This window comes from Larkinella arboricola, assembly GCF_003259745.1.
In the GTDB taxonomy this organism is placed as follows: domain Bacteria; phylum Bacteroidota; class Bacteroidia; order Cytophagales; family Spirosomataceae; genus Larkinella; species Larkinella arboricola.
Window position 1 is genome coordinate 374210 of record NZ_QLMC01000001.1, and the last position, 23180, is coordinate 397389.

General features: G+C 51.8%; 11 protein-coding genes. 6 read left to right on the forward strand and 5 right to left on the reverse strand.

The genetic code is table 11. The annotated features are described in order from the left end of the window. Positions 1 to 2: 2 nt before the first annotated feature. The 3 genes from LX87_RS01600 to LX87_RS01610 all read right to left on the reverse strand — a co-directional run bounded on the left by LX87_RS01600 (position 3) and on the right by LX87_RS01610 (position 7973). On the reverse strand, positions 3 to 3215 hold the full coding sequence (locus LX87_RS01600) for a VCBS repeat-containing protein (RefSeq protein WP_111627438.1): 3213 nt from the start codon (positions 3213 to 3215) through the stop codon (positions 3 to 5). A gap of 112 nt (positions 3216 to 3327) precedes the next feature. Beyond that, positions 3328 to 4872 (reverse strand): RagB/SusD family nutrient uptake outer membrane protein, encoded by a 1545-nt coding sequence (locus LX87_RS01605; RefSeq protein ID WP_111626421.1) that lies wholly within the window; start codon positions 4870 to 4872, stop codon positions 3328 to 3330. Positions 4873 to 4919: 47 nt separating this feature from the next. Beyond that, entirely contained in the window at positions 4920 to 7973 is a 3054-nt protein-coding gene (locus LX87_RS01610; protein WP_111626422.1) for a SusC/RagA family TonB-linked outer membrane protein, read from the reverse strand. Between the two features lie 589 nt (positions 7974 to 8562). Here LX87_RS01610 and LX87_RS01615 point away from each other — a divergent pair. From LX87_RS01615 to LX87_RS01625, 3 genes are all read left to right on the forward strand, one after another. Beyond that, entirely contained in the window at positions 8563 to 11526 is a 2964-nt protein-coding gene (locus tag LX87_RS01615) for an FAD-binding and (Fe-S)-binding domain-containing protein (RefSeq protein ID WP_111626423.1), read from the forward strand. A 202-nt stretch (positions 11527 to 11728) separates the two neighbouring features. Next, positions 11729 to 11932: a hypothetical protein gene (locus LX87_RS01620; RefSeq protein WP_111626424.1), complete on the forward strand. Its 204-nt coding sequence runs from the start codon at positions 11729 to 11731 to the stop codon at positions 11930 to 11932. Positions 11933 to 11994: 62 nt separating this feature from the next. Continuing rightward, positions 11995 to 13968: a M1 family metallopeptidase gene (locus tag LX87_RS01625; protein ID WP_111626425.1), complete on the forward strand. Its 1974-nt coding sequence runs from the start codon at positions 11995 to 11997 to the stop codon at positions 13966 to 13968. Between the two features lie 49 nt (positions 13969 to 14017). Here the strand turns inward: LX87_RS01625 and LX87_RS01630 are convergent, their stop codons facing one another. Both LX87_RS01630 and secA read right to left on the reverse strand, forming a co-directional pair. Continuing rightward, positions 14018 to 14962 carry a 3-oxoacyl-ACP synthase III family protein gene (locus LX87_RS01630; protein ID WP_111626426.1) on the reverse strand — a complete coding sequence of 315 codons (945 nt, stop codon included), beginning with the start codon at positions 14960 to 14962 and terminating at the stop codon, positions 14018 to 14020. Between the two features lie 368 nt (positions 14963 to 15330). Beyond that, the gene (gene secA / locus LX87_RS01635; RefSeq protein ID WP_111626427.1) at positions 15331 to 18705 is read right to left on the reverse strand and encodes a preprotein translocase subunit SecA; all 3375 of its coding nucleotides are present in this window, start codon (positions 18703 to 18705) and stop codon (positions 15331 to 15333) included. Positions 18706 to 19170: 465 nt separating this feature from the next. On the opposite strand from secA, the gene LX87_RS01640 reads away from it, so the two are divergent. The 3 genes from LX87_RS01640 (at position 19171) to LX87_RS01650 (ending at position 23093) form a co-directional block, all read left to right on the forward strand. Next, positions 19171 to 20175, forward strand: coding sequence for a hypothetical protein (locus LX87_RS01640; RefSeq protein WP_111626428.1), 1005 nt, complete (start codon positions 19171 to 19173; stop codon positions 20173 to 20175). Between the two features lie 479 nt (positions 20176 to 20654). Beyond that, positions 20655 to 21980, forward strand: coding sequence for a Gfo/Idh/MocA family protein (locus tag LX87_RS01645; RefSeq protein WP_111626429.1), 1326 nt, complete (start codon positions 20655 to 20657; stop codon positions 21978 to 21980). Positions 21981 to 22082: 102 nt separating this feature from the next. Next, positions 22083 to 23093 (forward strand): T9SS type A sorting domain-containing protein, encoded by a 1011-nt coding sequence (locus LX87_RS01650; RefSeq protein WP_111626430.1) that lies wholly within the window; start codon positions 22083 to 22085, stop codon positions 23091 to 23093. Positions 23094 to 23180 lie beyond the last annotated feature (87 nt).

A 23180-nucleotide genomic window follows, 5' to 3' on the forward strand; every position in this document is an offset into this window, starting at 1 on the left:
GGTTAACGGGATCGGCGGAAAACGCGTAGCGGACGGTTGTTGACGCCCACCAGCACATAATCGCCCACCATTTTTACATCCCGGACATCACCTTTGACAAAAATACCGGATGTGGTGGACGAAACCGGCATAAACTGCCAGTTGCCGCGGTTATTGAGCAAAACGCCGTGGTTGGCATCGATTTTACCAATCCGCAGACGCATGGTCGAGTTGTTGCCCATCAAGAGCAAATCGGGTCGGCCATCCCGGTCAAAATCGTGGGCCAAGATACCGTATACGGGCGCATACTGAGCCTGCAAGGGTAGGGGCCGGGGCACTAATTCGCCGTCGCGGTTTTCCAGCACCAGGGTTTTGACTTCGTTGATGGTTTTCTTCTGCGCTTTTTGCAGCACGTCCGGTGCGAAAAACTGGTCGATGGTGGCGTCGGAATACGTCTGGTAGTTCGTGAAAATTTTCCGCAGACTAGGCATTTGTTCGCCAATTTCATCGCGTGAATAAGCCGGGTACGACTTGCCCTGAATGTAGTAATTCATAAAGCAGTCGATGGTGCCGTTCTGGTCGAAATCTTCGTATACCAGCGTCGCCGGTTGCTCCGTTGAGGTCCGGATTTGGGAATTTAGACCCAGGTTGCCAATCACCAGATCATCGTCGCCATCACCGTCCAAATCCGCCTTTTCGATGCGGTTCCACCAACCGGCCAGCGTTTCGTACGTCCGGGGCTTTTCAGCAGAGAAAACGCCTTTCTGATTCATCAGAACCGTTACCGGCATCCATTCGCCGACCAGCACCAGGTCCGGCCAGCCGTCGTGGTTGAGGTCGAGCGGAACGGCATCGGTCACCAGACCCAGCTTGCCGAGCGAAACGCGGGTAAAATGGGCCTTGCCGTCGTTGCGCAACAAAAACGATTCGTCGGCAGCCGGAAAACGACTCGGTTTGATATGGCCACCCACAAACAGGTCCAGATCGCCGTCGCGGTCATAATCCAGCGCCGTAACACAACTACCGTTGTCGGTTTCGGTGGGGAGTGGTTGGGGGGTAAAGCCGCCTTTTCCGTCGTTCAGCCATAGTTGATCCTGCAAAAGGGCCGTTTCCCGCACTTCGTAACCGCCGTTGACCACGTATAAGTCGGGACGCTGATCGCCGTTGAAATCCGCCAGAACGGCATCGGTATTTTTTCCTGCTTCGGCGCCAGTGAGCAGCAGGGGCGTAAACCCTGCGGAGGTTTGTCGGAAAAAACGACCGGGTTGCTGGGTTGTACCGCACACAAAAACGTCTGGCTGCCCGTCGGCATTGATGTCACCCACGGCCATGCGCGGACCCGCATACGAATACTGCATGGGCAGCAGCAACTGCCGGTCGAAGTTGTTGGTCGGTTCGATGGTGTGGGTAAACGCCGGGGCCGTTACTTCCTCAAAGAACGGTTTGGCACTGGGCTTTGGGGTTTCACTCCGTTCAGATGCCTGACGATAATCCAGCGTCAACACCTGATTCAGATTTGCCCCATTGATCTCTTGCCGTTTTCCGTCCGGCCACTGCACCGTTACCCGAACCGTAGCCGCTTGCGGGCCCAGCCCAAACCGCAGATCGCCGTGGCTGCACGACTGAAAACCGCGTGTGGGATGCCATTCCTGCGTTTGCGTCAGGCTATCGGTTTGCACGGTTACGGTAGCGCCAATGCCGAACGGGTTGGTCGCCGGTCCGTTGAAACGGATGCCGATGTACGACGATTGGGTTTGTTCACGGCTCTGGTTCTTATAAATTCGTGCGGTTTCGTTTAGGTTGTTAGTAATCAGGTCCAGATCACCATCGTTGTCCAGATCGGCATAGGCGCAGCCGTTGGAGGTAGCCGTCTCGTCGAATCCCCAGGTCTGTTGCTGGTTGCTGAAAGTCAGGTTACGGTTGTTCCTGAAAATATAGTTTTTCGTGCGGGTTGAGGGCATTTGCCGGATCAGTTCAATCGGGGAGCGTTGGCCAGCTTCGGCTTCATCCGAATACTTGACAAAGTCGCCGTTCGTAAAATCCCGCACCATGCCGTTGCTGACAAAAACATCCTTGTAACCGTCCAGATCAAAATCCGCGAGCAGTGTGCCCCAACTCCAGTCGGTATTCGAAACGCCCGCCAGTTGGCCAATCTCGGCAAACTGTCCGTTGGATTGCTGGATTTGCAGCATGTTACGCATATTCTGATGCCAGAAACCGTTCAGAAGCTGTGCTTGATACACGTTCCAGCTATCGGGCCAGGGGAGTAATTTCTGGCGGGCGTTGCTTTCGGGCAGCATGTCCAGTGTAAAAATATCGGGCAACCCATCGTTGTTGACATCCGCTACATCGACGCCCATCGACGAGTAGGAGGTATGCTCAATGCGATCCCGCATTTCGTCGCGGAAGGTGCCGTCACGCTGGTTGATGTAGAGATAATCATCCTCCACAAAATCGTTGGTCACGTAAATATCCGGATAGCCGTCCTGATTCAGATCAGAGATGGAAAGGCCCAGCCCAAAGCCCAGCGGATTGCCTTTGATGCCGGCCGGCTCGGAAACGTCCGTAAAATGCCCGTTGCCATCGTTGCGGAACAGTTTGTCACCGGCGTTATAATCCCGCTCGGTCCGCATAACGGCGGCTTCTTTCCGCTGATAATCTTTCAGATTGTGGTTGATCAGAAAACAATCCAGATCGCCGTCGCGGTCGTAATCAAAGAAACCGGCCTGTACCGAATAGCCGGAATCAGCCAGTCCATACCGTTCGGCCTGATCCGAAAAAGTCAGATCGTGGTTGTTGATGAAAAGCTGATTTTTCCGCAGGGCATCGGGGCGCTGACCGGAGTAACAGACGTAAATATCGAGCCAGCCGTCGGCGTTAATGTCCACCAGTGTCACGCCGGTTTTCCAGCCGTTTGGACGGCCAGCCACACCGGCCTTTCGGGTGACGTCCTCAAAGGCAAAATCACCTTTGTTGACGTAAAGCCTGTTTTCAACCTGATTGCCGGTAAAAAAGAGGTCGGGCAGACCATCGTTGTTCAGATCGCCGACCGCAATGCCGCCCCCGTTGTAGAAATACTCGAAGGCCAGAATATTTTCCTGTTCGGTTTCCTGTAACTGGTTGATGAAGTGAACGCCGGTTTGGCCAGCATCAAGCTTTTGAAACAACGGCTGGTCGGACTGGCAGGCGCTCAGCCCGAGACTGAGGATAAGGATAAAAAGGTACCCGAATTTCATGTAAAAAGAATCCTCGCGCAAAACCACACTGCATTGCTGACCTATCATAACAAACGGAACAGCAGCCCGTGGTAGGCTGCTGTTCCGGGTATTAATATTATGAAATTTATGGCTAATAACCAATATTCTGCTTCAGGTTCGGGTTGGTATCCAGTGCCTGCTGCGGAATCGGGAAAACGGTTCGGAAGGCTTCCGACTGGTTGGGTTTCTGGTCCATCGGATTCAGGAACGTACCAAACCGGATCATGTCGTTCCGGCGCCAGCCCTCCCAGTACAGCTCACGACCGCGTTCGGCCAGCAAAGCCGCGTCGTTCACGGTCGCCAGAGCCGTGGTGCCACGGGTTGTGCGAAGCTGATTTACCAGCGACAGAGCCGTTGCGCCCCCGGTTGCGGCTCCGCCCCGGTGAATGGCTTCGGCTTTCATCAGCAGCACGTCGGCATACCGGAAGAAAACGTAGTCGTTTCCACCGTTGTCCAGACGGCTTGGATCGGGCAGGTATTTAACAACCCGGATGCCGTCCGCTTCTCGCGAATACAGCAGGTTAAGCTGCGGGGTAAACGTCAGCGGAGCACCGGCGCGGTCGGTTAAGGGGCGACCACCGGGGCCGAACTGCTGACCCGCCAGGAAACCCGCCCGAAGCCCCAGGCTGTCGGTCATGACCGGAATGGCTTTTCCGCGCCGTTCGTCGGCGGCATCAAAGCTGTTGTAAAAATCCGCCAGGGTCGTAAAACCGTTCCAGCCGTCGGGGCGCTGGTTGTAGTGCAGCGACATCCGGTAGCGGTTCTGCGTGTTACCAACCGCAGCGCCTTTTTCGTTGGCAATAACGAAAATCAGCTCTTTCGACAGCGTACTGTTGTCCCAGTGGAAGTTATCGAAGTATTCTCCTTTGGGTTCCAGTGCGTAGCGGTTCGAGTTGATGATGGCATCGCAATTGGCAATCACCTGATCCATGTCCGCTTTGGTAAACGTAAAGGGTCCCGACGGAGAAGCCGGGTCCTGCGTAAATACCGCCCGGTTCAGGTAAATTTTGGCCATCAGGAATTGCGCGGCATCGCGGTTGGCCCGACCCGGGTTCAGTGTTGCCGGCAGGTTCTGAATGGCGTAGTTTAAGTCATCAATCATGTAAGCCGTGGCTTCCGAACGCGTCATGACGCGCGGATTGTCGTCGAAGCTGGCGTCGGCTTCCCGGAAAGGTACCTGACCATACAAATCGACAATGTGGTACATGAAGAACGCCCGCAGGAAACGCGCCTGCGCCTGAACGTTGGTATTGGAACCGGCAGCCGCAGCCGCCTGTGTTGCCCGGAACACACCCGAGTTAAGCTGGTTCCACGAACCGATTACGTCAACCGTCGTAGCGTCCCAGGTGTGCTGGTGTAGCCGGCGCCAGCGGCCAAAGTCATCCCAGTCGGTTCCGCGGGTTGGCCCCATCATTTCGTCCGACGGGTGTTCCAGCAGTGCGTACGCATTGGCCTGATCCGTAATGGAATTCAACTGTGCATACACCCCATTCAGTAAGCTCTCCAGATTCCCTGCATCAGCCGATGGCAGCGAAGTTGATCGGTCCAGCACCTTATCTTCCAGATTCGTACAGCCAATGACCAGCATCGTCCCTGTACAAACTATGGCAAAAGGTATTTTTATTGATATATTCATTGGTTGTGTCAGATGTTAAAGAGTTAAAAACCAGCCAGTTTAACGGTTTAGAACCCGGCATTGATGCCAAACGTAAACACGCGCTGAGACGGATATGACGTGTAGTCAATTCCCAATGACGGGATTCCGTCAATTGCTTTATTGGTGTTTACTTCCGGATCAAGGCCCGAATAACCCGTGATCAGCAGCAGGTTCTGGCCCGTTAGCGAGAACCGCAGTGAACGGATTGCGCTGCTCTTGGGCAGGGGCAGGTTATAGCTAACTACTAAATTGGACAGACGGCCAAAATCGCCTTTTTCCAGGAAACGGGTTGAGACCAGGGGCGGGTTGACGGCATTTTCAGGGCTGGAAGCGGCATCCTTCGTTACGTTACGACCGTTGCGCAGGTTTCCTTTCGTGAAAATTGCGTTCGCCGTGTTGTTGTAGATGTAGTTGCCGCCCGCTCCGGCCCAGAACATCATCAGGCCCCAGTTTTTATAGCCAAAGGTGTTGGTCAGACCCCAGTTGTAGTTCGGAATCGCGGTTCCCTGATAGCTCAGGCCCAGAGACGGATCGGTGTACGCACCAAATCCCTGATCGTCGTACCCGGTGAAGCTCGGCATAAAGAAAGAGAACAGCGGACGGCCTCCAACGATGCGCTGTGCATACGCTCCCGACAGACCCTGTCCGTTGATGGCACCTGTGTTGTAAAGACCGCTGAAGTTGGTGACCTCATTCTTCAGGTACGTACCGTTCGCGGAGATCGACCAGGTGAAATCCTGACCCGTCAAAACGTCGTAATTGATGCCTAACTCGATACCGCGGTTGATGACGTTGGCGTCAAGGTTGATCCAGCGCGAACGGGCCGGAGCGGGTTGGGCATACAGTGCTTCGAAAAGCAGGTCGCTCGTGTTCTTATTAAAGAAGTCGATTGTGGCAGTCAGACGGCCCTTCAGGAAGCCCAGGTCTGCACCAATGCCCCACTGACGGGTTGATTCCCAGCGCAGGTTGGGGTTCGGCGTAATATCGGGCGATGAAGCTGCGTTGTTCGGATCGAAGCCCCGGCGGAACTGCGTCAGGTTCGGCGGAAACTCCTGGTTACCGGTCCGGCCCCAGTTCGCGCGCAGTTTCAGGTCAACCCCCTTACCGGCCAAGAACGATTCATCCGACACCCGCCAGGCTCCGGCAAACGACGGAAACGCACCGTATTTGTTGTTAGGCCCAAACTTTGATGATCCGTCAACCCGAACCGTAGCCGTCAGCAAATACCGGTCGTTGATATTATAATTGACCCGACCAAAATACGACTGCAATTCACTCTGGTTACGGTCTGATCCGGCAAAATAAGCTTTCGTGCTTCCCTGGTTGTTAACGGCGCCGATGTTATTGGCATACGGGAAAAATTCGTCGGCTTCGGGCAGGAATTGCTCCGCCTGAATGAAAGCGCCCCGGTTCTGAAACTTCTGGTAGGCAAAGCCCACCAAACCGTCGAAGTTACCCGGTCCCAGTTTTCGGTTATAATTCAGGGTGTGCTCCAGCAGCGTTGAACTCCGGTCGCGGTTCTGAATAATAGCCCGTCCGGCTTTGTTTGGAATATCAAAACCCGGAATGTTCCGGCGGATCGAGGTCCGGCGTTCCGATACGGAGTTGTCGAGACCGAGGTTAAATTTGTACGACAGCCCTTCGATAATGCGCCAGGTTGCCCCAAGATTTCCCAGCGTACGACGCGTACGGCCCTGGTCGTCGATCATCTCCAGCAGCGAAACCGGGTTACGGAACGCGTTGCCCTGCGGCTGGCCCTGCGCATTATAGCCTTCCGGGGTAAAGAAGCGTCCCTGCGCATCGCGTACCGGATAGGTTGGGTTCGATTGAATAGCTGCGGCAATCAGGTTTCCTTCAAAACCGGCGTTATCGCTGTTAGGAACGTAAACGTCATTAACGCCCGAAGTAGTCAGTTGCAGGTCAAGCACAACTTTATCGTTGAACAGTTCGTGCGTGGCATTAATACGGCCCGTGATCCGTCTCAGGTCTGATTTTTTAACAACCCCCTGAATGTCCGAATAACCGAGCGACATATAATAACGGGTATCATCATTACCACCGCCGTAGCTCAGATTATAGTTCTGCGAGATCGAGGTGCGGAAAATTTCTTTCTGCCAGTCGGTTGAAGCCCCGGCATTTACCGCCGGTGAGCTGGGGTCGCCACCTGCTGTTTTTACAGCGTTTGCGTATTCACCTGCAGACAGCAGGTCATACCGTCTCAGTGTAGAACCGATGCTGGTGTTGGCACTGATGTTGAACGACTTCTGACCGGCTTTTCCTTTTTTGGTGGTAATCAGCACCACACCGTTGGCACCGCGGGCACCGTAGATAGCAGCCGCCGAGGCATCTTTCAGAACGGAGATGTTTTCGATATCTTCCGGGTTCAGGAAGTTCAGCGGGTTGCGGGCGGCCTGGGTTCCAGCGCCGTAATCACGCCCACCGTCCGATACGTCACCCCCGTCCAGCGGGACCCCATCAATCACAAACAGCGGATTGTTGTTACTGCGCACCGACGTAGTACCCCGAATCCGGATGTTAACGCCAGCCCCGGGTTCACCACTGGCTGGTGTGACCTGAATACCGGCAGCGCGACCCTGAAGCAATTGCTCCGGCGAGGCAATAACCCCTTTGTTGAAGTCCTGGGTGCCCAGTGCAACCACACTACCGGTTGCGTCTTTTACCCGCTGCGTACCGTAGCCCACTACAACCACTTCCTGCAATTGCTGCTGATCCCCTTTGAGGGTAACATCAACCGTTGAGCGATTGCCCACCGCCGTTTCCTGCGAGATCATACCAATGAAACTAAACACCAACGTAGCGTTATCGGGGACGTTGGCCAAGGTGTACTTTCCCTCGGCATCGGTTGTTCCCCCGCGATTGGTGCCCTTAATCTGAACGGTTACGCCCGGGAGCGCAGAATTGTCTTCAGCAGACCTGACGGTTCCGGATATGGTCCGGCCCTGCGCAAATGCCTGCAATTGGGTCAGGCAGAGAATAAACGTAAGAGCCAACATAAAGGCAGCCATGAAGCCTTTATGCTGGCCTTGAGCTACCCGGGCATGCCCCGGTTGGTTTACCATACGTTCATGATTGAATCTAATAGAAGGATTCATCATAGGTTAACAAGATAAGATTAGTTTGTGAAATGAGCGCGTACTTCAGAATCAGCAGGTATGTATACTAAAACTTCAGTTGAATTCGGACATGACAAAGCCGAAAGGCAAGCAGGTTGTTGTCTATCGGGTCGCTAAGAATCATGTGATAAATAGTTTGTCGTATTTCCTGGAACCTTCTTAAGATTTAATAGAACATAATACTGTTCTGATCTGGCAAATTACAATAATTGGGCTTTATAATACAACCCGTTGAATACTAAAATTGTTTGTCGAATTTATTGTACCGTATTAATAATTTGGTGTGTGAAAAGGGGGTTTGGTATAAAGGAGGTACATGAGGGTAAAATAAGGGCTACGCCTAAATGATAAGCAGTTAATAACGAACGTGTTTTTGGTTAAACAAGGTTGCCGGTAAATTGTATTTTTTTGATATATGCTTTTCATTCAGCTTTACTTTTTTTAGGGCCGATTAGTGGATAAATTTGTACATTTGGGGTCACAACACATTAATTTTTCAGAACCAGTTTTGGTTCGGTCTTTGACGAAGGCTCGTATGGTCAATCAGGAGACGCTGCAACAACTCGCCAATCAATTAGAAGGCGAATTTCATACCGACAATACTCAACGTACTTTATATGCAACGGACGCATCGGCTTATCGCGAAATGCCGCTGGCGGTTGCCGTCCCTAAGTCAGTAAATGATTTAAAACGGTTGATTGCGTTCGCCCGTGAGCACGGTACATCCCTCATTCCGCGGACCGCCGGGACTTCGCTGGCCGGGCAGGTCGTCGGGAGCGGTATTGTGGTGGATGTGTCGAAGTACTTCACGAAAATTCTGGAGCTGAACGAACAGGAACGCTGGGTTCGTGTTCAGCCCGGTGTGGTACGCGACGAACTGAACCTGTTTCTGAAACCCTACGGCCTGTATTTTGGTCCGGAAACGTCGACGGCCAACCGGGCGATGATCGGCGGGATGGTCGGGAACAATTCCTGCGGTTCCAACTCCGTGGTTTACCGGTCCACCCGGGAACATTTGCTATCGGTGAAAGCCCTGCTGTCCGACGGCAGTGAAGCGGAGTTTGGAGAGGTCAGAACCAGCGAGTTTGACCGGTTGATCGACGCCGGGACACAGAAGAACGGCAGCGCGTCGCTCCTCGATAAAATCTACCTGAAAACCAACGAAATTTTGTCCAGTCCGGACAATCAGACGGAAATCCGGCGGCAATTCCCCAAACGAAGCATCGAACGGCGCAACACCGGTTATGCCCTGGACGAACTGCTGGAAACCGCGCCGTTTACGGAAGGGGCTGATGCGTTCAACTTCTGTAAACTGATTGCCGGTTCGGAAGGGACGCTCTGTTTTCTAACCGAAATCAAGCTGAATGTCGTGCCCCTGCCGCCCAAAGAATCAGGCAAGGTCTGTATTCACTGCCACAGCGTCGACGAAGCCTTACGCGCCAACCTGATCGCCCTGAAGTATCAGCCGACAGCGGTTGAACTGATCGATCATTATATTCTGGATTGTACCAAAGACAACATTCTCTACCGTCAATACCGCTTCTTTGTGCAGGGTGATCCGGGCGCTATTCTGGTAGCCGAACTGGGCAGCGATGACCGCGACGAAATTGCCGGGCGGGCTGCGGCTATGGAAGTGGAACTCCGCGAGGCTGGTCTTGGCTATCACTATCCCGTCATTTATGGCGAGGACGGCAAAAAAATCTGGGCCTTACGCAAAGCCGGGCTGGGTCTTTTAGGCAATATGCCGGGCGACGAAAAAGCCGTGGCGGTTATTGAAGATACGGCGGTTGACGTACATGATTTACCCGATTACATCCGGGATTTCAACGAGATTCTGCACAAATACGGCATGTCGTCGGTGCATTACGCCCACGCCGGTTCGGGTGAACTGCACCTGCGGCCCATCATCAACCTGAAAACGGAAGAGGGCCACCAGCAATACCGGATCATTGCGGAAGAAATTGCCAGGCTGGTCAAAAAATACGACGGTTCGCTTTCCGGTGAACACGGTGATGGCCGGTTGCGGGGTGAGTTTATCCCGCAGATGGTGGGGCCGAAAAATTACGAACTGATGCGGGAGGTCAAGCAGACCTGGGACCCGTACGGTATTTTCAACCCCGGCAAAATCGTGGAAACGCCCCCGATGGACACGTTTCTGCGCTACCAGGCCGGGCAGCAGACGCCGGAGTTCAAGACGTTTTTCCGGTTTCATGACCAAAGCATCCTGCAACATGCCGAACAGTGTAACGGCTCCGGTGATTGCCGGAAAACCCACCTGTCGGGCGGGACGATGTGCCCCAGTTACATGGCGACCCGCAACGAAAAAGAAACGACGCGGGGGCGGGCTAATATTCTGCGGGAAATGCTGACGCTTTCGCCGAAAGAAAACCGTTTCGATAATAAGGAAATCAAGGAGGTATACGACCTCTGTCTGGCTTGCAAAGGCTGTAAGGCCGAATGCCCGTCGAATGTGGATGTGGCCAAGCTGAAAATGGAGTTCTTGCAGCATTATCAGGATGCCAACGGGGTGCCGTTCCGCAGTCGGCTGGTGGCAAACTTTGCCAGTCTGTCCGGGCTGGCGTCGTGGGTTCCCTGGGCTTACAACGCCGTTTTGGGTACCGAATCGCTCCGGCGGGTGGCCAACCGCGTGATCGGTTTTCACCCCGACCGGACCATGCCGCTACTGCATTCGACCACCCTGCGGAAATGGGTGAAGAGTCTGGAGTCGGGGGCGACGGTGAAAAGCGGGAAAGCCCATTCTTCTAAAGTTTACCTGTTCTGCGATGAGTTTACAAACTTCAACGACGTAGAGGTGGGCAAAAAAGCCGTTCTCTTGCTGAAAAAGCTCGGTTATGAGGTAATTATTCCGGAGCACGGCGAGAGTGGTCGGGCGGCTTTGTCGAAGGGCTTGCTGCGGCAGGCCAAACGGCTGGCGGAAAAGAACGTCCGGATGCTGAAAGACCTGATCACGATTGAAACCCCGCTGGTGGGCATTGAACCGTCGGCTATTCTGACGTTCCGGGATGAGTACCCCGATCTGGTCGATGAGTCGTTGCTGCCCCACGCCCGGCGGATTGCTGAAAGTGCCCTGACCTTTGAGGAGTTCATCGCCCGGGAGATCGACAAGGGAGCCATTCCGAAAAGTGCTTTCACAACCGAGAAACGCTTGATCAAGCTGCACGGTCACTGTCAGCAGAAAGCCGTATCGTCGCTGGTTCCGTCGAAAAAAATGCTGTCACTGCCCGAAAACTATACCGTTCAGCTGATTCCGTCGGGTTGCTGCGGAATGGCCGGATCATTTGGCTACGAAGCCGAACACTACGACGTTTCGATGAAAATTGGCGAACTGGTGCTGTTCCCCACGGTACGGCAGCAGCCCGACGACGTTATTGTGGCCGCAGCCGGAACCAGTTGCCGCCACCAGATTAAGGATGGTACCGGGCGCAAGGCCAAACATCCGGCAGAAATTCTTTACGAAGCGTTGGTTACCCAGGAATGATAAACGAACGGATCGGACCGCTGGGAGAATCGTACCAACCAAATACCGATTTCTGACGTTCATCTAAAAGAACGGAATGTCAACGTCATCCTGATGGCCAGCGATAGGCAACGGTATTTCGCTGGTCATCGTGTTTTACGGCTTTTCTGCCGGAGGTCAGAAGTGTTGTCGAAGCAAGCGGACGTTCCGTTGTTCCGGTAAAATGGTAAAAGCCCTGAAAGTGCTGGTGGTGGTGTTGATGGTTGTTACCTGGCTAACGACCGGTGTGGTGTTTTTTCTTTCATCGAACTACTGGGGCAGAATCGCAGCCCTTGGCAGTGGAATAAGCGTTAATATAGTACTGGCCGTTGGGTATAGTTGTCTCGGACAGCGGCCCGGCAGTCTGCGCGACTGGTTTAAAATGTAGTATCCAGCAAGTCGAGTGATGAGTTTAAAACGTTATAATAAAGCGTATCAATAGGCAACTTCATGAACAAACTCCTTTTTTTTATTGGTGTCCTTTTTTCGCTGATAGAGGTTCGGGCGCAGTCAAGAAGCGCATCAAACTTCGACCCGCATGAGCTTTTTCATCCACTTTTTAATATGCAGCCCGGCAACGACTATCGGTCCAGCAGTGGTACTCCGGGGCCGCGCTACTGGCAAAACCGGGCCGATTATAAAATCAATGTTCACCTGGACGAAGAGAAAAACGTCCTGAGCGGGGATGTGGAGATTACGTATAAAAACAACAGCCCCGAAGCCTTATCGTTTCTGTGGCTGCAACTGGATCAGAACGCTTTTTCGGATACGTCCCGAGCCGCCAAAACGACGCCCGTGCGCGGTGGCCGTTACGGAAATACGGGATTTGCCGGAGGGTTCGAAATTCAGGCGGTAACGGTTGATCAGGGGAAAGGCAAGGCCGCCGATTATCTGATTACGGATACGCGGATGCAGGTCCGGCTGGCCGAACCCTTGAAAGCGGAGGGGGGCGTAATTAAGCTGAAAGTAGAGTATTCGTTTAAGATTCCCAGCTACGGTTCCGACCGCATGGGAACGTCGCAGACCCGCAACGGACTCATCTACGAAATGGCACAGTGGTATCCGCGGATGTGCGTGTACGACGACATTGAGGGTTGGAACGTCCTGCCGTACCTGGGCGCGGGCGAGTTTTATCTGGAATACGGCGATTTCGAATACGCCATTGATGTACCCTGGAATCACATTGTCGTTGGCTCCGGCGAACTGCTGAACCCGCAGGAGGTGCTGACCGCCGAGCAGCAACGGCGGCTTGCGCAGGCGCGAACCAGCGATAAGACGGTATTGCTGCGTTCCAAAGATGAGGTGAACAGCCCGCAAAGCCGTCCGAAGCAATCGGGTCGGCTGACGTGGCGGTTTCGCTGCCAGAATGCCCGCGATGTAGCCTGGGCCACCTCCAAAGCGTTTGTGTGGGATGCGGCCCGGATCAATCTGCCGAGCGGCAAAAAAGCCCTGGCCATGTCGGCTTACCCGATTGAAAGCGCCACGGATGACTCCTGGAACCGCTCGACGGAATACGTAAAGGGGTGTATCGAGTTTTATTCCAATTACCTGGCGGAGTACACCTATCCGGTGGCAACGAACGTGGCCGGAATTGTGGGTGGGATGGAATACCCCGGTATTGTGTTTTGTGACCGGCGCGATAAAAAAGAATCGCTCTGGGGCGTTACGGACCACGAATTTGGCCACAACTGGTTTCCGATGATCGTGGGCAACAACGAACGCAAATACGCCTGGATGGACGAGGGATTCAATACGTTCATCAACATTCTTTCCACAGAAAACTTTAACAATGGGGAATATAACCGTCCGAAAGGAACGATGCACGACCTGGCTCCGGCCCTGTTTAACATCGACGAACCCATCATGACGATTCCGGACGTATTGCAACCGCTGCATCTGGGCATCATGGGATATTATAAACCCGGCATGGGACTGAAACTGCTGCGCGACGTGGTGCTGGGGCCGAAACGCTTCGATTATGCTTTTAAAACGTACGTGCAACGCTGGGCTTTCAAGCACCCAACACCGTACGATTTTTTCCGGACCATCGAAGATGCCGCCGGAGAGGATTTGGGCTGGTTCTGGCGCGGGTACTTCTTTGAAACCTGGAAGCTGGATCAGGCCGTGAAAGACGTACGGTATGTGGAGCAGGACCCGCAGAAGGGCTCGGTGATCACCATTGAGAATCTGGAGAAATGGGCGATGCCGGTAACGGTCGAGGTGGAAGAAGTGGGCGGTAAAAAGACACGCGTCAACCTGCCGGTTGAAATCTGGCAGCGGGGCGGTTCCTGGAGCTTCAAACAGCCGACCACGGCACCAATCCGGTCAGTAACCATCGACCCCGACGAGAAACTGCCGGATATTAATCCGCGCAACAATACGTGGAAGAACACCAATGCGCCTTCCAGTTCGACGGCTAACTAGATAAAGAAAGAAGCGGGCAAGACTACCTTGCCCGCTTCTTTCTTTATGGTTATGCTTCAACAAGCATCGCACCAAACGAATAACCGCCACCAAATACCGTCAGGACGATGTTTTCGCCTTTTTTGAACATGGAGCGGTTTTCGGAGAGGGCAATGGCGCAACCGGAGCAACCTGTATTACCCAGCTTCTGAATGTTGGAAAGCAGCTTCGATTCGGGCAGTTTCAGCGTATTGATCACGTTCAGGCTGATGCGCAGATTGGCCTGGTGCGGAATCAGGTACGCCACATCATCAATCGTCAGGTTGTGTTTTTCCAGCACCTGCAAACTTACTTTGGGCATATACTGGCAGGCATGAATAAACACGTCGCGACCGTGGGGCATGATAACGCCTTTCTCCAACGGTTTCAGCATCACGCCGGTGGTGGCTTTTCCGCTGGTGGCGGCCCCTCCCGTAATGATTGTATGAATCGTCATGTCATCCTCGCTGATGCGTTCTTTCGAGATCAGCAGGGCGGCTGCTCCATCGCCCCACAAATGGCCCGATACGGTATCTGATTCGTTATTATAAGCCGTATTGTGCTCCGAAACCACCACCACTGCCAGCGAGGCTTTATTCATCGCAAAATAACCTTCTACGACTTCGATGGCGTTGATCAGCGACGAGCAGGCCGTTGAGATCGAAATGACCGGAATATCGGCTACGCCCAAGTTGTGCTGGACAACGTGGGCCAGTGTAACAATGGTATCGTATGGCGTGTAGGTTGCACCTACGATGAGGTCGATCTGAGAAGGAACAATTGTCGTTTGCTCGAACAGACGCCGGACGGCTTCCAGAGCCATCGTGTTTGTATTTTCGTCCGGTGCTGCTTTGCGACGTTCGCGAATACCGGTCCGTTCGATAATCCAATCGCTCGATAAACCGTTGAGCTTGGTAAAGTGTTCGTTGCCAACTACTTCGCTAGGAATGTAGTGGCTAACTGCATGAATATACATCATACGGAATGAAAGAAAGGAATCCGCTTACGTGATTCCACGCCGAAAATTAAGTATTTCCGGGAAAGCATAGTATTAAAAATTAGAACAATACCATAACATCTTCCTTTCTTTATGGATTAGTTGTTAATGCAATTTCAGAAATTTAATTGTGGTTACGGGACGCGCCTGTCATCGCGAAGATTTCGCCTTTGAAATACTCGCTTTTCGCTCGGGTTCCAGATAGGTTTCCGCCGTATACTACGGTTTGGGCTGGGCAGACCTGCGTCGGGCCTTTTAGCGTAATAAGCAAAAGGGCAGAAGAGTAAGAACGTGGATTGAAAATAGTGAATCCCACGCTCTTACTCTTTGCCCTTGTCTAGAACCGGTTAGTCAATCAAAACCGCACGGCCACTTTGCAGGTCGTTTTCGACCACTTTGTATTTAACGTCCCGTTTGATGGTGCCGTCCATATACTGAACGCTCACTTTCTCATTCCGGTTTGCCACTTTAACCGATCGCACCGGAGCTTGCTTCTCGGCGGTTGCCATCTTACGGGCGTACTCCTGGGGTCCACCGGCAACGGGTTCGTCGTGGTCTTCTTTGTTGGTGTGCAACTCCGGCTGTGGTTCCGGACGGCGCTGGGCCGGAGCCTGCCGAACTTCCTGTTGTACCTCCTCGGCTTCCTGTCCGGGAATATCGGTTTTGGTCAGGAAGCTGATCGTGTCGAAATTGACCTTGCTCAAAAACCGTTTAAACAATTCTACCGATTCGAATTTGTAAACCAGCAACGGGTCTTTCTGCTCAAAAACGGCATTCTGTACCGACTGTTTCAGGTCGTCCATTTCGCGCAGGTGTTCCTTCCACTCCTGGTCGATTACGGACAGCGAAACGGCTTTTTCCATTTCGGTAATCAGTTCGCGGCCTTCCGTTTCAACGGTTTTACGGAGGTTGGCAACGACGGTCAGTTCACGCAGACCGTCGGAGAACGGAACCACAATGTCCTGAATGGTGTCACCCCGCTCGGCAAAGATCGATTGCAGAACCGGACCTGATTTCTCGCGGATGGCATTATTTTTATCGTGGTAATGCCGATCAGCTTCTTCGTACAGTTTCTGCGCCAGTTCCTTGGGTTTGTGACGGCTGAATTCTTCGCGGCTGATGGCCGTCTCGAAACCGAGGGCTGTCAGCGTCTGGAGCGCAAATTCGTCGTAATTGCCTTCGTTGTTGTTCGCCAGATCTTCACAGACGTCGTACATTGTGTTGGCAATGTCGAGAGCCAGACGATCGCCGAACAGGGCGTTGCGACGGCGTTTGTAAATGGCTTCCCGCTGATAGTTCATCACATCATCGTATTCCAGCAGGCGTTTCCGAATGCCGAAGTTGTTTTCTTCGACTTTCTTCTGCGCCCGTTCGATGGATTTGGTAATCATCGAGTGCTGAATCACTTCGCCTTCTTCCAGTCCCATGCGGTCCATAACTTTGGCAATCCGGTCGGAACCGAAAAGCCGCATCAGGCTGTCTTCCAGCGACACGAAGAACTGCGTCGTACCGGGGTCTCCCTGACGACCCGCCCGACCACGTAACTGGCGGTCAACGCGCCGGGATTCGTGCCGTTCGGTACCGACGATGGCCAGACCACCAGCCGCCTTTGACTCCGGCGTCAGCTTGATGTCCGTACCCCGACCGGCCATGTTCGTGGCAATCGTTACGGTTCCGGGCTTACCGGCTTCGGCCACAATTTCGGCCTCACGCTGGTGTTGCTTGGCATTCAGAACCTGGTGCGCAATTTTCCGCAGCGACAGCATCCGGCTTAATAACTCGGAGTTTTCCACCGAGGTGGTACCTACCAGCACCGGACGGCCTTTCTCAACGAGACTGACGATCTCATCAACCACGGCATTATATTTCTCCCGTACCGAACGGTATACTTTATCTTCCTCATCTTTCCGAACGATGCTCCGGTTTGTCGGAATGACGACTACATCCAGTTTGTAAATCGTCCAGAATTCCGATGCTTCCGTTTCGGCAGTACCGGTCATACCGGCCAGCTTGTGGTACATCCGGAAGTAATTTTGCAGCGTAACCGTTGCGTAAGTCTGCGTGGCATCTTCTACTTTGACGCCTTCTTTCGCTTCAACAGCCTGGTGCAAACCGTCGGACCACCGGCGGCCTTCCATGATCCGGCCCGTCTGCTCATCAACGATTTTGATTTTGCCATCCATGATGACGTAATCGACGTTGAGTTCAAACAGACAGTAGGCTTTCAGCAATTGGTTAACGGTATTGATCCGCTGGGTTTTTACTGAATAATCCCGGATCAGGGCTTCTTTATGGAGAATCTTCTCCTTCTCATCCAGCTCCGTGCTTTTGTCAATCGCGTTCATATCGATTGACAGGTCGGGCAGGATAAAGAAGTTGGGATCTTCGCCGGAGCCGGTGATGTAGTCAATTCCTTTTTCCGTCAGGTCGATGCTGTTGTGCCGCTCGTCGATGGTAAAATACAACGGCGCATCGGCTTCGGGCATCAGCTTCTGGTTTTCCGCCAGGTAGATGGACTCGGTTTTCTGAAGGATGGCCTTAATACCCGTTTCGCTCAGGTATTTGATCAACGGCTTGTATTTTGGCAGACCCCGGTGGGCCCGGAACAGGGCCAGACCGCCTTCTTTTTCGTCTCCGGCGGTAATTTTCTTTTTGGCTTCGTTCAGCAGGTCCTGAACCAGTTTCCGCTGTACTTCGGCCACACGGGCGATACGCGGTTTGAGTTCGGCAAACTCCTGTTCGTCACCGCGCGGCACCGGACCGGAAATAATCAACGGCGTCCGGGCATCATCGATCAGGACGGAGTCAACCTCATCGACCATCGCGTAGTGGTGCTTGCGCTGCACCAGTTCGTCTACGCCCCGCGACATGTTATCACGCAGGTAGTCAAAACCAAATTCGTTGTTGGTACCGTAGGTAATATCGGCCAGATACGCCTGTTTCCGCGAAAAGGAGTTCGGCTGGTGCTTATCAATACAATCCACCCGCATACCGTGGAATTCAAACAACGGCGCCATCCACTCGGAGTCCCGTTTGGCCAGGTAGTCGTTGACGGTTACAATATGCACTCCGCGGCCGGCCAGAGCGTTCAGGTAAGCCGGAAAGGTCGCTACCAGCGTTTTACCTTCCCCGGTCGCCATCTCTGCAATCTTACCCTGGTGCAATACCGTACCCCCGATAATCTGCACATCGTAGTGGACCATGTCCCACTTGATCTGGCTTCCGGCGGCATCCCAGCTATTGGCCCAGTAGGCCTTGTCGCCGGTGATGGTAATATGTTTTTTGCGGACGGCAAATTCGCGGTCGAAGTCAGTGGCCGTTACCTCCAGCTGTTCGTTTTCTTTAAAACGTTTCGCTGTTTCTTTCACCACGGCAAAGGCCTGCGGCAGAATATCGAGCAATACCACTTCCAGTTCCTTGTTCCGGTCGGCCTCCAGTTTATCGATCTGGTTAAAGATGCGCTGTTTAGCATCCACGTCCAGATCGGGTTGATCGGCTACCTGCTTCTGAAGATCGGCAAGCTGGGTATCAATCGGCTGCAACCGTTGCGCAATAACCTGCTTGAGTTCAAGCGTTGCATTCCGGAGTTGATCGTTGGAAAGAGACTGTAATTTTTGAAACTCAGCGTTTACTTTATCGACATACGGTAGCAATTCGCGAATATCCCGATCCGACTTGGTACCGAAGAGTTTGGTAATGCCCTTGGTTATGAGGTTAATCATTCTAAATATCTATTAAACGAAAGTTTCAATAAAGTTCTGCAAAATTAGGGGTTTACGCCATAGAATAGTAACAATTTCTGAATCAGTTTCATTGCGTAAGCCCCGCAGATTTTGGATAAACGGCCAGATACAGGTAGAAAGCGTCATTCTTGGGGTTGACTTTTTGTGAAATGACTCCAAAACTTACCATTAAAATCCTGCCAGCTAAGCCAAAATTAGGTATTTATGCGCGGTACTGGCATCAAGAAGGGATCGGCCACAGGCTGTATTCCCGAAACCGCCCGCAGCCGTGGGTGACCAATACCCGGTTTTCATAAAAATGCCCGATGCCCGGAAAATTCGGGAGAAGTATCCGTACGCTTCCGACCGTGTGATGGTTTTGCTAGAAAGTAGTTTGTAAGACTGTACGTTGAAACACCTTTTATAGTACATTCATAGGGGCTTTATCATATAGTGTAAAACAGTATGTCTTATCAATTACATGAGTCAGAAATTCATTTTGACTTTATTGAAAACCTACATCATTTTCAGGGAGTACAGTGTAAACTTACTTTTAAGCCGCATCAACGTCGTCGAATTATTAAATTAGCCAAGAGTCTATCCAAAGAAGCTTTTCAAAGGTTCAAGGCTCAAATTGATCTGTGTCTAGATAAATATTCAGTTATTAATACAACACGTAATAGTGTTTTTGAGGAGCTAAAACAGCTAAATAATCACGATGAAATTTCGAGATATCTAGATAATTATCGAGGACTATATGTAGAGTATGAAAGCTTGAAAGGTCTGCTTAAGAGCACGGCTGAGGGCTGTTTTAGAACGTATATATACTCTTCTCCACCGATGGAGTTTTTCTCAACATCTTTCCATACGATGAAAAAAGTGCTGATAGAAGCTACAAACAAAGATGTAAGTTTTAAACTTGATTGGTCAGATACTCTACCTGTAAGAAAAAGCCAATGGAACACTCAAGAAAAACTTTTTACATTTTTACTAGCTCGAAAACGATATTTTTTTGATTGTTATAACTATATAAAGGGTTTTCATGGTACCATGAATTTTATTAGGGACCCCTATCTTTCCGAGGAGCAGGATAGGATTCTATCTCTATATTTATTAAGTAATAATTACTTCAAACCTTCTGATTTGATACCATTTTATTATTTTTTGCATGGGTATGATATACATATAAAAATAACTTGGCTTAAATCAGCAACTGAACTTGCATTTTTAGTATATCAATTGAACTTCGAAAAATTTTATCTTTACAGATATTATGATACCATAGGAAATATGGTAGAGGCTATCGCATATTATTTTCAAAATGCAAAACAAGAAGCATATAATAAAAGAACGTTGAAACAATATTTTCGTCAACTTATAGACAATGAAGAAGATGGATATTATTCTAAAAAAGTTAAACCCATAAAAATCTTTATTGAGCATCTAAAAGTTGGAAATCATTGTAATTAACTGATAATGTGCACCTTATAGATTTCCGTTCGAGTCCCCTTTTTTTAACTAATAGGTTGACTATTAGGATGTTGTGTTTTAATATAATTTAGGCTATAAGCTAATATATTGATTGTCAGCGTTTTGGTTGTGATGGTGTCTCGGTTACCGCGACAGTTATTTTTCAAAAAATTCTTTATATTCTTTTGTGCTTCACCAAAATTCACCTCAAATGGCGAAGCACCATATACCCGTTACAACTTGGCAGGATCTTTATCTGTCCCGCCGTGAAGTCATCAGCTTGCTAAATATTAGCCGTTTAGAACTGTGGAATAAAACTCGTAGAGGAGAAATGCAATCATATCGCTTAGGCGGTTGTATATATTATAAGAAGTTCGATATTGAAAAGCTGGCGGAAGGTTGTAAGTTAGTATGAAATTATGGCGGGATTATCTTGGATTCTGCCGATTCAAAATCATCCTGATTATTCCTGAACCCTCATGACAACTTCCCGCAGAAATTTTCTCCGGCAATCTTCCCAATTGGCTACCGGCGTTGGTTTGGCAACGACCCTCCCGGCTGATTTACTGGCTTCTCAACCCCCAACCGCTCCCGGCGATGAGATCCGGGTAGGTTTGATTGGCTGTAACAGCATGGGCTGGACCGACCTGAACTCCATGCTCAAACATCCGGGCGTCCGCTGCCTGGCCCTCTGCGATGTCGACAGCAATGTGCTGAACAAACGGGCGTCCGAGCTGGAGAAAACGTCCGGGAAGAAGCCGGTTTTGTACAGTGATTTCCGGAAATTGCTGGAAAACAAAGACATCGACGCCGTCATCATCGGCACACCCGACCACTGGCATTGCCTGCAAACCGTCTACGCCTGTCAGGCAGGAAAAGATGTGTACGTCGAAAAACCGATGGCTAATTCTATCGAAGAGTGCAATCTGATGGTGGAAGCCGCCCGGAAACACAACCGCATCGTGCAGGTCGGGCAGTGGCAACGCAGCGGTCCGCACTGGAACGCGGCCCTGAATTTTGTGCGCTCCGGCAAAATCGGTCGGATTCGCTCGGTGAAAACCTGGGCGTTTATGCCCTACGGGAAAACATTTCCGGCCAAGCCGGACGCAGCCGTTCCGGCGGGCGTTGACTACGATATGTGGCTGGGTCCGGCTCCCAAACGGCCCTTCAACCCGAACCGGTTCCACGGTAGCTTCCGGTATTTCTGGGATTATGCCGGTGGTTTGATGACCGACTGGGGTGCCCACATGATTGATATAGCCCTGGCGGGAATGAACGTGACGGCTCCCAAAACTGTCGTGGCGCTGGGGGGCAAATACGGTTTTCCGGATCACGCCAGTGAAACACCCGATACCCTACAGGTGGTGTACGACTACGGTAATTTCACGATTCTCTGGGAGCAGTCTCTCGGCACGGGCCGTGGTCCTTTCGACCGCGAACACGGGGTGGCTTTCATCGGCAACCTGGGAACGGTGGTGGTTGATCGCTCCAAGTGGGAATTGTTTCCGGAAGTGGACGGGGGCAATTACCTGGTTCCGGCCCAGCCGCCGAAATTCGGCACTGGCCGGGATCTGGATAATCATACGCTCAACTTCGTTACCTGCGTCCGGAGTCGGCAAAAGCCAAACTGCCCGGCGGAGGCAGGCCGGGATGTGGCCCTGCACGCACATCTGGGCAATATTGCGTACCGAACGGGAGATAAACTGGTTTGGGATGCCGAAAAACGCCGGATTATTGGTAACGAAAAAGCCGCTGAGCTGGCCAGAGCGCACTACCACAGCAACTGGAACCTACCCAAGGTATAGATTTTCGGGTGAGACATTTTGGCTGCCGAAAGTGACTTTCAGAAACGAAATTCTTCTAAAGTAGTACGCTTGTACAATCATATTATTTACGGGAGACAGCCTATGAAAATCACTACGCGCCTGACAGCGGTTCTGCGAAACGTTTCTCTGGTTCTGGGATCAGGACTATGGGTGACCAGCGCTGCACTGGCGCAATGCACCCAGAAAAATGTAAAGAATCAGGCCGTTGACTTTCGTCTTACCTATGATAAAGCCAGCCAACGCATCACGGCCTGGTATGTTCCTTCCATATCGAGTACACACCGGTTGGTAACGGGCCAGTTTACCATCGTGACACCCGACGGTTTCACGGCGCCGGAAACCGGTTCGGGTCAGGATTCGAAGCTGGAAATTACGAACATCAACGGCAGCTGGCAGGATTTCGTTTTTGATAATGACCTGTTTACCTCAAAGGCCATGTCGCCCCTGGCGTCGCTCGAAGGGATTGCCGTTCATCAGGTGGGTATGGCTCCGCAGGCAATTGACATTGGGGCCGTCACGGCGGGTGAACCCGTACCTTTATTTTCGTTTCCATCAACGGCGAAGGAAGGAACCGTCAGAATTGTCGATACCGGAGAAAAGGTTCAGAAGGAGATTTTGAGCAAATTCGGCGGTAACATCAGCAATGAAATCTCTATCCAGTCGCCCGTCAAAGCCTTTGTGCGGGCCGAGCAGCTTTATTGTAAAAACGACGTTCAGAAAAAAATTGAGTTTAAAAAAACGACCCTCGTTGACCCTACTGCCGCGATCAAATCACCCACGAATGCCCAAACCGTAGGCATGACCAACTCCAATGATCCGGACCTGCTGGGAGCGGAACAACTGGTAGTGACCCCCAATCCGGCCACGGTCGAGTTAGTCGTTCGGTATCAATTGCTGACGGCCGGTAATGCCGGTATTGAGCTGGTGGATGAGCAGGGCCGGACGGTGCAGACGATTGTGCCGCGTAGGCATCATCCTATTGGGAAATATTACCTTAAAGTAGCATTACAGGACCTGGCCGCAGGGCTGTACTTCTGCTCCCTGAAAGGCGAAGCGGTTCAGAAAACCGTCAAAGTTATGGTTGCAAAATAATTTAAATCTATCCGCACTGTTTATTGAGTACAAAGCCGGATGCCGTAAGGTGTCCGACTTTGTATTTATGGCGATTGGGCGGGGATT